The sequence below is a fragment of the Streptomyces sp. NPDC008079 genome (assembly GCF_042957385.1).
Taxonomy (GTDB): domain Bacteria; phylum Actinomycetota; class Actinomycetes; order Streptomycetales; family Streptomycetaceae; genus Actinacidiphila.
This window is the reverse complement of sequence record NZ_JBIBIC010000001.1, coordinates 1,221,661-1,235,111: the sequence shown is the minus strand read 5'-3', so window position 1 is coordinate 1,235,111 and position 13,451 is coordinate 1,221,661. Positions and strand designations below refer to the sequence as shown.

The following is a 13,451-nucleotide window of genomic DNA, read 5'->3' as shown; positions in this document are numbered from 1 at the left end:
CGCTCCGGGGGCCGTTTTCCGACCCTCTCACCCCCAAGGTCGAACGGCGCGGGAGCGGATCGACACGGCGGCCGGATCGAATTCGGAGAATTCACGGGACCTGGCCGGAGGCCACCGCCAGGTCGGCGTCCGGGACCGGCCCGGCGTCGGTGTCCGCACCGCCGTGGGACGGCGTGCGGTACGCCCGGAGCGGCGCGTTCGTCGCGGCCACGGCCAGCACCGCCAGGACGGCGGACACCCCGCCGAGGACCAGCGAGAACGGGGCGGAGGTGGCCGAGGCCAGCAGGCCGCCCCGGAAATTGCCGAGTTCGGGCCCCGCGACACCGATCACGTGCTCCACGGAGGAGACCCGCCCCCGGTACGCGTCCGGCGTCTCCCACTGGACCAGGGCGCTGCGCGTGACGACGGACACGGTGTCGGCGGCCCCCGCCGCGGCCAGGCAGCCGAGCGCCAGCCACAAAGGCCCCGCCAGCCCGAACCCGGCCAGCGCCAGGCCCCAAACCACGGCTGCGGAGAGCTGTACGAGGCCGCCGCGCCGCCAGCGGGTCACCGTGCCGGAGAGCAGACCGGCCGTGATGCCCCCGACCGCGACGGCCGAGAGGAACAGGCCGAGGGTCCGCGGGTTGCCGCCGAAGCGGATCTCGTTGACGAGGGGGAAGAGCGCCACGGGCATGGCGAGGAGCGTCGCGGCCAGGTCGGTGGCCATCGAGCCCCAGAGGGTGGGTCGGCGCAGGACGATCCGCCACCCGCCGCGCTCGGCACGCCGCCGACCGCCCCGCGAAGGCCCCGGCCCACCGCCCTTCGCGCGCCCAAGCCCACCGCCCTTCGCGGGCCCAAGCCCAAACACGCCGCACTTCGCGCGCCGACGCCAGCCACCGCCCCCCTCGGACGCCGTCCCCTCACCCCCCTCCGGCCGCATCGCCGGGAGGCGAATCACCGCGAGCATCGAGACCGCCATGGCCACGGCCTGAATCCCGTACGCGGCGGGGAAATCCCAGCGGGCGATGATCAGTCCGGCCGCGGCGGGCCCGGCCAGCATCGCGGCCTGGAAGGAGACGTTGGTGAGGGCGAGACCGGCCGCGACCTGGTCGCCGGGCAGCAGCCGGACGGGAAAGGTGCGCCGGGCGGGAGCGCCGAGCGCGCTGAAGACGGTGGCCAGGGCGACGAGGGCGAGCAGGAGCAGGACGTTCCTGTTGTGGGCCAGGGCCTGGGCGCACAGGGCAGCGGCGACCAGGAGTTGGCCCGTGGTGGTGGCGCGTACGAGCGCGCGGCGGTCGACGGTGTCGGCCAACGCGCCGCCGAGCAGCCCGAAGAGCAGCATCGGCAGCCCGGTGGCGAGCCCGATCGCGCCGGTGCCGACCGGGCTGCCGGTGAGGTCCCAGACCTGGGCGAGGACGGCCACATTGGCTATCTGGCCGCCGAGTTGGGAGACGGACGTGCCGATCCACAGGTCGCGGAAGGGCTGACTGCCGCGCAGCGGACGGGTGTCGAGGAACCGGACGCGTATCCGTCCGCTCACTTCGGCGGCTCGACCAGGCGGTTGAGGATGCGCTGGCGCATCGACCGGTGTTCCAGCGCGCGCCGCACCTCCTCGACGACGGCGGTCATGGCGTACGGCACCTCGGCGTCCAGTTCGGCGACGGTCTCGTGGGTGGCGCGCCACTCCGCCTCCAGGAACGGTACGAGCGACCGGCCGCGTTCGGTCAGGTCGATCCGCCGGGTGCGGGCGTCGGGGCCGGGCTCCGAGGTGACCAGGTCCTCCTTGCGCATGGCGGCGACGGTCTGGCTGATCGCGGAGTGCGAGCGGTTCAGGGACTTCGCCAGCTCGCGGATGGTCAGCGGCCCGGTGTGCGCGAGCCGGATCAGCGGATACGCGAACCGGGGCCGTACGCCCGTGATGCCGCGCTCGACGTAGAGCTGCTCGATCTCGGCGTCCATGGCCGCCAGCAGCTCGTGCAGGGTGTGCCAGGGGTCGGGGAGCGCGGTGGGATCAGAAGTTGTCACAGCGCTAATATAACAGCGCTGCGACAATTGCGGAGGCTACGGCTCCGGGCGCGCCGGGGCCAGCCGCGAAGTGGCCCCCGAACCCCCGGAGATCGGGGCGGCTTTCCCTTGCCCGAATCGACATTTCGTGGCTCCAGCCGACCGCCCGTACGGTCCCTGGCATGGACAGAAGCTTTCAGACGGCGGAAGAACTCCGTGCCGCCCTGCGCGCCGGTGACGTGACCTCGGCGGAACTGACCGACGAGGCGATAGCCCGTATCGAGCGGGACGACGAGGCGGTCAACGCGATCTGCGTGCCGGACTTCGACCGCGCTCGGGCCGCCGCGCGGGAGGCCGACGCGGCGCGGGCCCGCGGCGAGGACCGGCCGCTGCTCGGCATTCCCGTGACGGTCAAGGAGTCGTACGACGTGGCCGGGCTCCCCACGACCTGGGGCATGCCGCAGCACCGGAACCACCTGCCGGCCGAGGACGCGGTGCAGGTGTCGCGGCTCAGGGCCGCGGGCGCGGTGGTGCTCGGCAAGACCAATGTGCCGGTCGGGCTCCAGGACATCCAGAGCTTCAACGAGATCTACGGCACCACCAACAACCCGTGGGACCACGGCCGCACGTCGGGTGGCTCCTCCGGCGGATCGGCGGCGGCCCTCGCGTCCGGCTTCGGCGCGCTGTCCATCGGCTCGGACATCGCCGGTTCGCTGCGCACCCCCGCGCATTTCTGCGGGATCTACGCGCACAAGCCGACGCTCGGGCTGGCGGCGAACCGCGGCATGGCCCAGCCGCCCGCACCGGCGCTGCCGGTCGACCTCGACCTCGCCGTCGTCGGCCCGATGGCGCGCTCCGCGCGCGACCTCGCGCTCCTGCTCGACGTCATGGCAGGACCCGACCCGCTGACGTCCGGTGTGGCGTACGAGGTGAGGCTGCCGCCCGCGCGCCACGAGCGGCTCGGCGACTTCCGGGTCCTGGTCCTCGACCAGCACCCGCACATTCCGACCGGGGCCGCGGTACGGGCGGCCGTGAGCCGGGTGGCCGACGCCCTGGCCGACGGCGGCGCCCGCGTCGAACGGCACAGCCCGCTGCTGCCCGATCTGGCCGAAGCCGCGGTGGTCTACACACAGCTCCTGATGTCGAGTTCCACGGCGCACTTCCCGGTCGAGGCCCAGGAGCAACTGCGGGCTCTCGCCGCCGACTTGAGCCCGGACGACCAGAGTCTGGAGGCGACGCGGCTGCGCGCCATGGTGTTGAGCCACCGCGACTGGCTCGGCGCGAACGGCCGCCGCGAGCTCCACCGGCACGGCTGGCGGCGGTTCTTCGCCGAATTCGACGCCGTGGTCTGCCCGATCACGCCCACCCCCGCCTTCCCGCACGACCACGGCCCCGACCCGAGGCGACGCCGGATCGACATCGACGGCGCCGGGTACCCGTACTTCGACCAGCTCGTCTGGGCCGGTCTGCCCACCATGCCCGGCCTGCCCGCCACCGCCATCCCGGCGGGCCGGTCCCCCGAGGGCCTGCCGGTGGGCGTCCAGCTCGTCGGCCCGATGTTCGAGGACCGCACCCCGCTGCGCCTGGCCGAACTGCTCGAACCACTGACCGGCGGCTTCCACCCCCCGACATAACCCCGCCTCAGCGGGCCGGGGTGGTGGGGTGGTGGTCGGGCCAGGGGAGGGCGTAGGCGGGGGTGGGGGTGGCGGGGCGGGTGAGGCGGGTGAAGCGGAGGAGTTCGCGGACGATGCCGGCGGTGCCCATGGCCCAGCCGGGGTGGGGTTCGAGGGTGCTGGGGGTGGCGCGGTGCTCGATGTTGGACCAGCGGGCGCCGTCGCGGTCGCGGGTGGCGCGGGAGGAGAGGTCGGCGGCGAGGAGTCGGGCGAAGTCCGGGGGGTCGCCCTGTTCCGCCAGCCGGTCGCAGGCGAGGGCGAGGACGCCCGCGGTGCCGCAGCAGCGGCCGTTGTTGTCCCAGAAGCGGGGCCGCAGGCGGCGGGGCAGGCCGGAGTGGGTCACGGTGTGCCAGCAGCGGTCGGCGAGCGACTGCCAGGCGGCGGGCTCGTCGAGGACGTCCCGGAGCAGCCGGAAGACCTGGGCGTCACCGGCCGGTCCGTGACACCAGCCGTAGCTGTAGCGCTCGATGAGTTCGGGCCGGTCCTGCGGGTCGGAGTGGGGTACGAGGAAACCGTCCGGCCCGTCCTCGTCGCGCGCCACGACGTCGGCGGCGCCCGCCCGCGCCAGCTCGACCAGGTCGGTGCGGCCGGTCGCCGAGCCGACGCGGGCCAGCGCGTACACGATGCCGAGCGTGCCGTGCGAGATGTGGTGCAGGCGCGGGGCCGCGTCGGTGCGCACCTCCCAGTGGACGCCCGCCGAGGTCTCCTCGGCCGTCCGCAGATACGGCTCCACGGCGAGCACGGCCAGGTCGGCGTCGCCCATCGCCAACGCGCCCAGGCCGATACCGGCGTTGCCGCCGAGGAGTTCGAACAGCACGCCCCAGCGCGTCCCGTCGAAACGGGAGCGCACCAGGTCCAGGGCCCGCGCGGCGCCTGCCGCGGCCTCCGGGGCGCCCAGTTCGTCGTGGACGGCCCGCAGCGCGAACGCCATGCCGGTCAGGCCGAAGTACAGCGAGCTGCCGTCCCAGCCGTCGACGGCGGCGGAAACACTACGGGCGGCGCGCACGGCCGCGTCGCCGTACCGGTCGTCCGCGAAGTGCCGCCGCGCTTCGAGGAGTACGGGGATCACACCGGCCGTACCGCTGTAGAGCGAGGCGTTCGGCTCGTCGTCCGAGGGCGTGGTGGTCCAGGCGAGCCCGCCGTCCTCGCCCTCCCGCGCGTTCCCGAGCAGCCAGCGCAGCGCGTCCGCCGACAACTCCTCGACCTCATCCGCTGTTACGTCTGTTGCGTCAGCCGTCATAACGCCCACTTTGGCACGCTCTCGCTACGGGGCCACTTCCAGGGGAAGGGGGAGGTCGAGTTCGGCGCGGAGCGTCTTGCCGACGGGGTCGCGGGGGAGGACCGACCAGCGGGTGGCGAGGGCTTCGACCAGGAGGAGCCCCCGGCCGGAGTCGGAGAGCGGGGAGGCGGGACGGAGCTGGCCGGGGTCCGGGGGACGGCGTTCCCCGCGGGCGTCGGAGACGTCGATACGGAGCAGGGTCGCCGTGAGGCGGATACGGAGTTCGAAGTCGCGCCCGGCCACGCGGCCGTGGGTGGCGGCGTTGGTCGCCAGCTCGGCCACCAACAGGGCGGCCGTCTCGGCCAGTTCGGTGCCGTGCGCGACACCCCACAGGTGGAGCTCGTTCGACGCCGCGTGCCGCGCCAGCCGGGCCCCGCGCCGCGTGGCGCTGAACCGCTGGCTGAACTCACGTTCGGTCACGGGGAGTTCGTGCATCGTTGGTGCTGTCATACCGCCCAATGTGACCCCGGCCCCGCCCCTCCCACCAGGGTCCCGCCGCGTACGCTGCGCCAGCGTACGCGCACCAAACGTAGACAGTACCCGTCACCCCCTGTGAGCATTGTCCGACTCGATGTGGTCAAACGGGCGGGCGCGCGGGAGGTGGCCAAGGATGGCCGATGGCATGGACGGTGCGGGAGACAACGGTACGGGGACGTTCGGCAGTGAGCCCGAGACGTCGGACAGCTTGCGCACCTTCGGTGCGTTTGTCCAGGCGCTCCGGGAACACGCGCGTCTCAGCCGCGAGGAGTTCGGCGACCAGGTGCGCTTCTCCAAACACACGATCGCCTCGATCGAGCAGGGGCGACGCATGCCCGACGCCGACTTCGTGGACCGCGCCGAACCGGTTCTCGGCAACACCGGAGCTTTACGCAAGGCGCTCGACCATGTCGGGCGGCAGCCCGGCCTCGCGGCCTGGTTCCACCAGTGGGCGCGCCTGGAGAAGACGGCGATCAGCCTCGACACATACGACTGCCGCATCGTTCCTGGGTTGTTGCAGACGGCGGCATACGCGCGCGCTGTCGTCGAGAGCGTCCCGCCGCTGGTCAGCGAGAAGGCCATCACTGAGCGCGTCACAGCGCGGCTCAAGCGGCAGGCCCTGCTGTCCACCCACCGCGATCGGCCATGCGCGTTCAGCTTCATCCTCGAACAGGCCGTTCTCGAAAGGCATACCGGCGGCGAGGACGTCACGCGGGAATTGCTCGACCATCTGCTGGACGTCGTCGCGACGCACTGGAACATCGTGTTGCAGATCATGCCGCTCCAACGGCCCGTCCACGCTGGCCTGGACGGACCGCTCGCTCTCCTGGAGACGCCGAAGAACCGCTGGTACGCCTACTCCGAGGGGCAGAAGAACGGCCGCCTCATCGGAGACCTGAAAGAGATCAGCGAGCTCCAGCAGCGGTATGCAAAACTGCGCTCGCAGGCTCTGACGCCCGATGACTCGCGGGGCCTGCTGGAGCGAATGCGAGGAGCGCTATGAGCACGTCCGATCTGGCCTGGTTCAAGAGCAGTTACAGCAGTGCTCAGGGTGACAATTGCATTGAGGTGGCCGCCACCTGGCACAAGTCCAGCTACAGCGGATCTGAGGGCGACAACTGCGTAGAGGTCTCGGCCTGCCCGAGCACCGTCCACGTGCGGGACTCGAAGGACAAGGAAGGGCCCCAACTCGCCTTCTCCCCCGCCCAGTGGGCGGACTTCCTGAGCTTTGCGAGCCAACTCTGAGGCTGGCGGGGTAGGAGGAGGCCATGAAGGTCGGATTCGCACTGCCGCAGTTCAACAAGCAGGCTTTCGAGGTCGCGCGGGCCGCCGAGTTCGCGCGCGGGATCGAGTCGGCGGGCGGAGCCAGCCTGTGGGTGGGCGACCGGAATCTGGCCGCCGTCGATCCGAGCGTCGGGTACGGCGGCGGGAGCACGATTCCGCCGGAGTTGAACGCGGCGGCCGATCCGTTCGTCCTGCTCGGCGTGGCCGCGAGCGCCACCGAGCACGTCCTGCTCGGCAGCCACGTACTGGTGGCGCCGCTGTATCCGCCGGTCCAACTGGCCAGGTCGCTCACGACCATTGACCTGATCAGCGGGGGACGCCTGCTCGCGGGGTTCGGCGTGGGCTGGTCGCCGGAGGAGTACGAGGCCGCGGGCGTGGACTTCGCCACGCGGGGCGCCAGGATGGACGAGACCCTGGACGTACTCGAAGAGATCTGGACGAAGGACCCGGCCGGGTACAGCGGGGCGCGGTTGTCGGTGCCGCTGCACCACGCGCCGCTGAAGCCCGCGCGGCGGCCCCGGCCGCCCGTGTACCTGGGCGCGCGCTCGGGGCGGGCGCTGCGCCGGATCGGGGAACGCGCCGACGGCTGGCTGCCGGTGTGCGTGGTGCCGGGCTTCGTGGACTTCGACGGCATCGTCCGGCAGCGGGCGCGGGTGGACGAGGCGGCGCGGACGGCGGGCCGCGATCCGCGCGTCATCGACGCGGTCTTGCGCGTCAACATCGAGGCGGGCACGTCCACGGAGCAGGTGGTGACGGTGATCAAGGCCGCGGGCGAGCGCACCGGTATCGACCATGTGATGGTCGACACGATGTACAGCGACGCGGGCGTCGACCAGTCCGTGGAGCGGGCCTTGGCGATCCTCGACGGCGTCCGCGCGGGCTGATCCGAGGAGCCGGTACCCCGGCCGGGCGCCGTACGTCGCCCGGCCGCCGGTTCGTACCCTCGCGGGCCCGCGGACTCGCAGACTCGCGGGCTCAGAGGATCTGGATGCTCTTGACCCGCGGGGGGCGGTTCGGGAACGTGATGTCGGTCCAGCGGTTGATCCGCACCGAGTCGCCGTTGACGTCGTAGTAGATCAGGTCGTTGTTGCCCGTGACGATCCGGTCGACCCACCAGCCGCCGAAGTCGGTCCGGCCCGAATTCGCGTAACAGTCCACGCTGTCACGGCCGTTGAGGTGCGAGTAGATCTTCAGGTAGTCCGCGCCGCCGACGCACTCGACGTGGTCGATGGCGAAGGCGGGGCCGCTCGGCACGGCGACGGTCAGCGCGGCGGCGGCGGCCAGCGCCATGGTCATCGAGCCGATGACCTTCTTGGCTTTCGAGATCACGTAAATCCCCTTCACACGGAGCCCGGCACCCGGCCCGGCTCGCTCGCTTCTTCAGGCCGGACAGCGGCCCGCCGCCGATCTTGGTGTGATGCCTCTGGCAAATGCGGCAAGCGGAGCGATGTCGTCGGTTTTTGACTCGATCGAGCGAAGGTGTGTTTGTTCCGGGCGCGATTGGTTACGGGGCGGGCTCGGGACGGGGGCGGTCCGTACGCGCGTAGACCAGGGCGGCTTCGGTGCGGTTGCGGACGCCGAGCTTCTCCAGGATGTGGGAGACGTGGACGGCGACGGTGCGGTCGCTGATGTAGAGGGAGCGGGCGATCTGGCGGTTGCTCTCGCCGCGGGAGAGCAGGGCGAGGACCTGGGCCTCGCGTTCGGTGAGGTCGAGGCGGGCCTGGGCGGCGACGGACCGGGTCGTGGGGTCGGGCGGCCGGGTGAGACGGCCGCGGGTGGCCAGTTCGTGGGCGAGGCGCAACAGCGGTGCTGCGGACAGGGGTTCGGCCAGGCCCAGGCAGGCGGCCAGGGCGCGGCCCGCCTGTTCGCGGCGGCCCGCGCGGATCGCGGTCCCGGCCTCGCGCAGGCGTGCGTACGCCTCGCGGTAGGGCTGGTCGGCGGCGCGCCAGGCGTCGGCGACCTGCCGCCAGGTCGCCCGGTCGTCGGAGCCGTCGGCGCGGGAGTGTTCGGCCGCGGCGAGGGCGCCGAAGGCGGCGACGACGGGTTCGCCGCAGTGGCGGGCGGCGATGGCGGCGGCGCGTTCGGCGAAGGTCACGGCGGAGCCGTCCCAGGCGGCGGGCAGGCCGTGGGGGCGTACCGGGCCCGGCAGCAGGGCGAGTTCGGCGGCGAGGCGGGCGCCGTCGGCGAGCAGCCGGATCTCCTCCTCGGCGAGGGCGCCGCCGCCGACGGCCCGCAGGCCGTGCAGGACGTGGTCGGCGGCTGTCGCCAACTCCCCCGCGTCCAGCGCCTGTTCGGCCTGGCAGGCGTGGCAGGGGCCGAGCAGGCGGGGGTCGTCGGGGGCTTCGGCGAGTACGGCGGTGAGTTCCGCGGTGCGGCGGCGGTCGCCGCGGGCGACGGCCAACTCCAGTTGGAGCAGGTGCAGATAGCGGGTGATGTGGGCGCTGGACTGGCCGACGAGTTCGGCCAGGAGCTGGTCGGCCTCCGGCCAGCGGCCGGTGGCGACGAGGACCGCGGCCGTGTTGAAGTCCAGGACGGCGGTGAGCGGGGGCGGCGCGCCGAGTTCGCTGGCCGCGCGGCGTCCGGTCAGGGCCACTTCGCGCGCCTCCGCGAAGCGGCCCCCCGTACAGAGCAGGTACATGTGGTTGCTGGCCGCGCGCAGGACGTCCTCGACGGAGTCCGTACGGCGGGCCAAGTCGCGTGCGGCGCACAGGGCTTCGAGGCCCGCCTCCAGGTCGCCGCGCTGGGCGCGGACGATGCCGAGGGTGGTGAGGGCGTGGGCGTGCTCGGCGAGGGCGCCGATGCGCTCGGCCATCCGTAAGGCCCGTTGCGCCAGCGGCAGCGCGCCGTCCGGGTCGCCGACCTGGACGCGCATGTCGGCCGCCGCCGCCAGGACTCTGGCTTCGAGGGCGCCGGTCGCCTCGGGCGCCGTGGCCAGGAGCCCTTGCGCCTCTTCCAGTGCGGCGATGGCGCCCCAGGGGTCTCCGGCCTCGCGGCGGTAGGCGCCGAGGCGTTCGAGCAGGCGGGCGCGGTCTTGTGCGTGTGCCTGTGCCTGCGCTTCTGCGTGTGCTTGTGCGTGTGCCTGCCCTTGTACGGCGGCTGCCGCGTGGCTTCCGTCGGCGCGGTACGCCTCGGCCGAACGCGGTCCGTGGCGTGGTGTGTCGAGGGTGGCCGGGCCGCCGCCCGCCGACAGGGCCAGCGCGCGGGTGACGTACTCCGTGGCGCACTGGGGCTCGCCCGCGTAGCTGGCCGCGCGGGCGGCCTCCGGCCAGAGAGAGGTGGCGGCGGCCTCGGAGAGGTGGTCGGAGAGGGTGACGGCGAGGGCGTAGAGGCGGTGGGCCTCGGGGTACGCGCGGGCGTTGACGGCCAGGCGGGCGGCCGTCAGGGCCGAAGTGGCCGCGCGGGCGGGGCAGTCGGCGAGGTGCCAGTGCCGGGCCAGGAGGGCGGGGTCCGAGGCGGTACGGGCGGCGAGGGCGTGCGCGTAACGGCGGTGCAGGCGGCGGCGCTCGCCCGGGAGCAGGTCGGCGTACAGGATCTGGCGGATCAGGCCGTGCGGGAGGGCGTAGCCGTCCTCGGTGGAGGTGAGCAGGCGCTGCTCGACGGCCCGGCGCACGGCGGCCAGCAGCGTTCGCTCGGGTAAGGGGACGGTGGCGGCGAGGAGTTCGTGCGTCATGCCGTCGTCGGTCACGGATATCTGGTCGATGACCTCGCGGACGTCGGCGTCCACGCAGCTCACGCGGGCGAGGACCACTTCCGCGATGGACGCGGGCGGCCAGGGGCGGGCCGCCCGCGCCAACTCCTGTGCGTACAGCGGGTTTCCCTCCGCCGCCGATACGGCCGCCGCCACGTCGGCGGCGTCCGCGTCGGCCGGGAGCAGCGCGGTCACCAGCTCGGCGACCTCCGCGTCCGCCAAGCCGCTCAGCCGCAGCCGCGTCACCCTCGGACATCGGCCCAGCTCCGCGAACCAGCGCCGCGCGTCCGCCGTCAGCTCCTCCTCCCTCACCGTGGCCACGATCAGCACCGGCTGTCGTCTCAGCCGCACCGCCAGAAACGCCAGCAGATCGCGCGTGGACGCGTCCGCCCAGTGCAGGTCCTCCAGCACCAGCACCAGCGTCGTACGCGCCGACATCTCCCCCAGCACCCCCAGCACCCGCTCGAACACCCGCTGCCGCGTGGCCGGCCGCCCCCCACCGAACGCGTACGCCGCGCCCCGTCCACCAGCCGGCCCGGTCTCAGCCCACCCGTCAAAGCCCCCGCGCCCGCGCGCAGCACCCCCGGCTACGGGCGCGGGGCCGACCCCGGCATCGCCGGACCCCCTCCCCGCGCCGGAACGGCCGGACCCACCGGCCACGCCGTCCGCCACCGGGCCGCCGTCCGACGGACCGGCCGCACCCCCGAAGCTCCCCGGCGAACGCGCGCCGCCGTCCGGCGAGGGTTCGCGCTCGTGTGGAGCGGCGCCGGGGGCGGGGTGGGGGGCCGCGCCGGAGGCGAAGAGGTCGCGGAGGGCGGCGATGAAGGGGCCGTAGGCGAGGGTGGGGCCGGTGAGGGGGACGGAGTCGCCGGTGCGGAGGCGGGCGTGGCGGGGGGCGGTGGTGACGAGGGTGGCGAGCTCTTGGACGAGGCGGGTCTTGCCGAGACCCGCCTCGCCGGTGACGAGGAGGAGTTGGGCCTGGCCGGCCGCCGCGCGGTCGAAGGCGGCGACGGCGGCGCGCTTCTCGGGGTACCGCCCGACGAAGGGCGCTGACTTGGTCATGTGCGCAGTGTGAGCACGCGGCAGCGGTGTGTCGACGGCGAAGCGAAGAAGCTGCCATCGGGGGCGGAGCGAAACCGGCCCATTTTCATCGTGGCCGGTACGGGCGTTCCGCAAAGGCCGCGTGAAGGTTTGGTGCCTGGTGGCGGACGGTGTTCGCTCACCGGACGCGGCGGGAATCCGGCGTGATTCCCCGCGCCGCGCCCCGGCGGCGGTCTCGTATCTGTCGCAAACAGAAATCCGTGAAGTCCCCGGCCGTACACGGGTATACGCCGAAAAGGGGTCACCCGGCGGTCGTGGACGAGTACATCTAGTCAATTCCCACATACGCGCCTACGTCATGTTGCAGACGTGCGCGAGCGCTTTACCACCGCATAGTTGGCCCGGTTCGGCCCGGCGGCCAGCCGCGGCCGAAGACCGCTCGACGGAACCGGGAGGAGGAAACCCCATGAAGAAGATGTCGATCCGCAAGGCCGGCACCATCCGCCTGACCAGCTCCGCGTACTACTGCTGCTCGGCCCTCTAGCAACACCGCCGGAGCCGGGCCCTGTTGACCACTTCGCGCAGGCCCCGGCTCCGGTGACCGGCTCCGGTCACCGACTTCCCCGTAGAGAGGCACCCCGCATGACCGTGACCTCGTCGGACGGCACCACGACCGCGCCGGACGGCGGCGGGGGCGCGGTCCTGCTGCACAAGCTCACGATGATCCCCGAGGACGACGGCGTGATGGTCGGCCGTCCGGACACCGCCTCGTACGCCGTCTTCCCCGAGGAGGGCGCTGAGGCGCTGCGGATGCTGGAGGCCGGGGTGCCGGTGGCCGAGGTGGCCGCCTGGTACGAACGGACCTGCGGCGAGCCGCTGGACGTGGACGACTTCCTCGACGTCCTGGCCGATCTGGGGTTCCTGCGCGGGGACGGCGAGGACGAGCCGGCCGGCCCGGTGCGCTGGCAGCGGCTCGGCGCCTGGACGTTCTCCTGGCCCGCCTGGCTGGTCTACCTCGCGCTGATGGTGACCGCCGCCGCCTGGATGATCAGGGACTCGTCGCTGCGGCCCTCGTACCACGACGTGTTCTTCACCGACCATCTCGCGCTGATCCCCATCGCCCTGACGGTCGTTCAGATCCCCTGCATCCTCGTGCACGAGGGCTATCACGCCCTGTCCGGGCGGCGGCTGGGGCTGCCGTCCACGCTCACGATCAGCCGCCGGCTGTACTACCTGGTCGCAGAGACCCGGCTGGACTCGCTGTTCAGCGTGGAGCGCAAGCGGCGCTATCTGCCCTTCGTGGCCGGGATGCTGGCCGACGCCGTGCTGATCTCGGGCCTGACGCTGCTGGCCGTGGCGCTGCGCGGACACGGCCCCGCGTGGATCTCCGCCCTGATGCTGGCGATCTCCTTCACGTGTGTGATGCGGCTGCTGTGGCAGTTCATGTTCTACCTGGAGACCGACCTCTACTACGTCCTCACCAACGCCCTGCGCTGCTCCGACCTCCAGAACGCCGCCCGCTTCCAGGTGCGTACGCTCTTCCGCCGCTGGACGCGCAGGCCGCCCCCGGTGGCCGACCCCGACGCCGAATGGTCCGACCGCGACCGGCGGATGGCGCGCTGGTACGCGCCGATGCTGGTGGTCGGTTACGGATTCTCGCTCGGCAGCCTGCTGTGGGCGGGGATTCCGACCACCGTGCACTTCTGGTCGCAGATCAACAACCGCTTCAGCGATTCCGGGACGGCCACCAGCGGGATTCTCGACGCGATCAGCTTCGTCGGCCTCACCGCACTCCAGTTCGGGCTGCTGCTTTACGTGACAGTACGGGACCGGCGCGCCGCGAAGGAATCCCGTGGGGATTCGGAACGGGAAGAGGAGCAGGGCCCGAACGGCCAGGAGCCGGAAATCGCAGGCGTCGCTTAAAGCACACCTTTCCTCTTGGAGCGCTCGGCTCGCTTCCCCCGCTTTGCTCGCTCAGCCCGCTTTGTTCGCTCACCCCGCTTTGTTCGCTCGCCCCGCTCAGCTC

General features: G+C 72.7%; 11 protein-coding genes. 5 read left to right on the top strand and 6 right to left on the bottom strand.

Features of this window, described 5'->3' with window-relative positions:
- Positions 1-91: 91 nt before the first annotated feature.
- Entirely contained in the window at positions 92-1,519 is a 1,428-nt protein-coding gene (locus ACFZAM_RS05410; RefSeq protein ID WP_391042937.1) for an MFS transporter, read from the bottom strand.
- The gene (locus ACFZAM_RS05405) at positions 1,516-2,004 is read right to left on the bottom strand and encodes a MarR family transcriptional regulator (RefSeq protein WP_355336369.1); all 489 of its coding nucleotides are present in this window, start codon (positions 2,002-2,004) and stop codon (positions 1,516-1,518) included. The genes ACFZAM_RS05410 and ACFZAM_RS05405 overlap by 4 nt, the downstream gene beginning before the upstream one ends.
- Positions 2,005-2,165: 161 nt before the next feature.
- Between ACFZAM_RS05405 and ACFZAM_RS05400 the strand changes: the two genes are divergently transcribed.
- On the top strand, positions 2,166-3,617 hold the full coding sequence (locus ACFZAM_RS05400; RefSeq protein WP_391042934.1) for an amidase: 1,452 nt from the start codon (positions 2,166-2,168) through the stop codon (positions 3,615-3,617).
- A gap of 7 nt (positions 3,618-3,624) precedes the next feature.
- On the opposite strand, the gene ACFZAM_RS05395 is transcribed toward ACFZAM_RS05400, so the two are convergent.
- The gene (locus ACFZAM_RS05395) at positions 3,625-4,896 is read right to left on the bottom strand and encodes a lanthionine synthetase LanC family protein (RefSeq protein WP_391042932.1); all 1,272 of its coding nucleotides are present in this window, start codon (positions 4,894-4,896) and stop codon (positions 3,625-3,627) included.
- Positions 4,897-4,920: 24 nt separating this feature from the next.
- Complete coding sequence (locus ACFZAM_RS05390; RefSeq protein ID WP_391042929.1) at positions 4,921-5,385, bottom strand: ATP-binding protein; 465 nt, start codon at positions 5,383-5,385, stop codon at positions 4,921-4,923.
- Positions 5,386-5,545: 160 nt separating this feature from the next.
- Between ACFZAM_RS05390 and ACFZAM_RS05385 the strand changes: the two genes are divergently transcribed.
- Genes ACFZAM_RS05385 through ACFZAM_RS05375 form a run of 3 tightly spaced genes read left to right on the top strand, consistent with a single transcriptional unit; the run spans position 5,546 to position 7,580 of the window.
- Positions 5,546-6,415, top strand: coding sequence for a Scr1 family TA system antitoxin-like transcriptional regulator (locus ACFZAM_RS05385; protein ID WP_391042927.1), 870 nt, complete (start codon positions 5,546-5,548; stop codon positions 6,413-6,415).
- The gene (locus tag ACFZAM_RS05380; protein WP_391042926.1) at positions 6,412-6,657 is read left to right on the top strand and encodes a DUF397 domain-containing protein; all 246 of its coding nucleotides are present in this window, start codon (positions 6,412-6,414) and stop codon (positions 6,655-6,657) included. Before ACFZAM_RS05385 ends, ACFZAM_RS05380 begins: the two co-directional genes overlap by 4 nt.
- A gap of 23 nt (positions 6,658-6,680) precedes the next feature.
- Positions 6,681-7,580 (top strand): TIGR03619 family F420-dependent LLM class oxidoreductase, encoded by a 900-nt coding sequence (locus tag ACFZAM_RS05375; protein WP_391042924.1) that lies wholly within the window; start codon positions 6,681-6,683, stop codon positions 7,578-7,580.
- A gap of 91 nt (positions 7,581-7,671) precedes the next feature.
- On the opposite strand, the gene ACFZAM_RS05370 is transcribed toward ACFZAM_RS05375, so the two are convergent.
- Both ACFZAM_RS05370 and ACFZAM_RS05365 read right to left on the bottom strand, forming a co-directional pair.
- The gene (locus ACFZAM_RS05370; RefSeq protein WP_355336359.1) at positions 7,672-8,025 is read right to left on the bottom strand and encodes a beta/gamma crystallin domain-containing protein; all 354 of its coding nucleotides are present in this window, start codon (positions 8,023-8,025) and stop codon (positions 7,672-7,674) included.
- A gap of 175 nt (positions 8,026-8,200) precedes the next feature.
- Positions 8,201-11,446 carry an AAA family ATPase gene (locus tag ACFZAM_RS05365; RefSeq protein ID WP_391042922.1) on the bottom strand — a complete coding sequence of 1,082 codons (3,246 nt, stop codon included), beginning with the start codon at positions 11,444-11,446 and terminating at the stop codon, positions 8,201-8,203.
- Positions 11,447-12,067: 621 nt separating this feature from the next.
- Here ACFZAM_RS05365 and ACFZAM_RS05360 point away from each other — a divergent pair.
- A complete protein-coding gene (locus tag ACFZAM_RS05360) occupies positions 12,068-13,348 on the top strand; it encodes a hypothetical protein (RefSeq protein WP_391042920.1) in 1,281 nt (426 codons plus the stop codon).
- Positions 13,349-13,451: the final 103 nt, after the last annotated feature.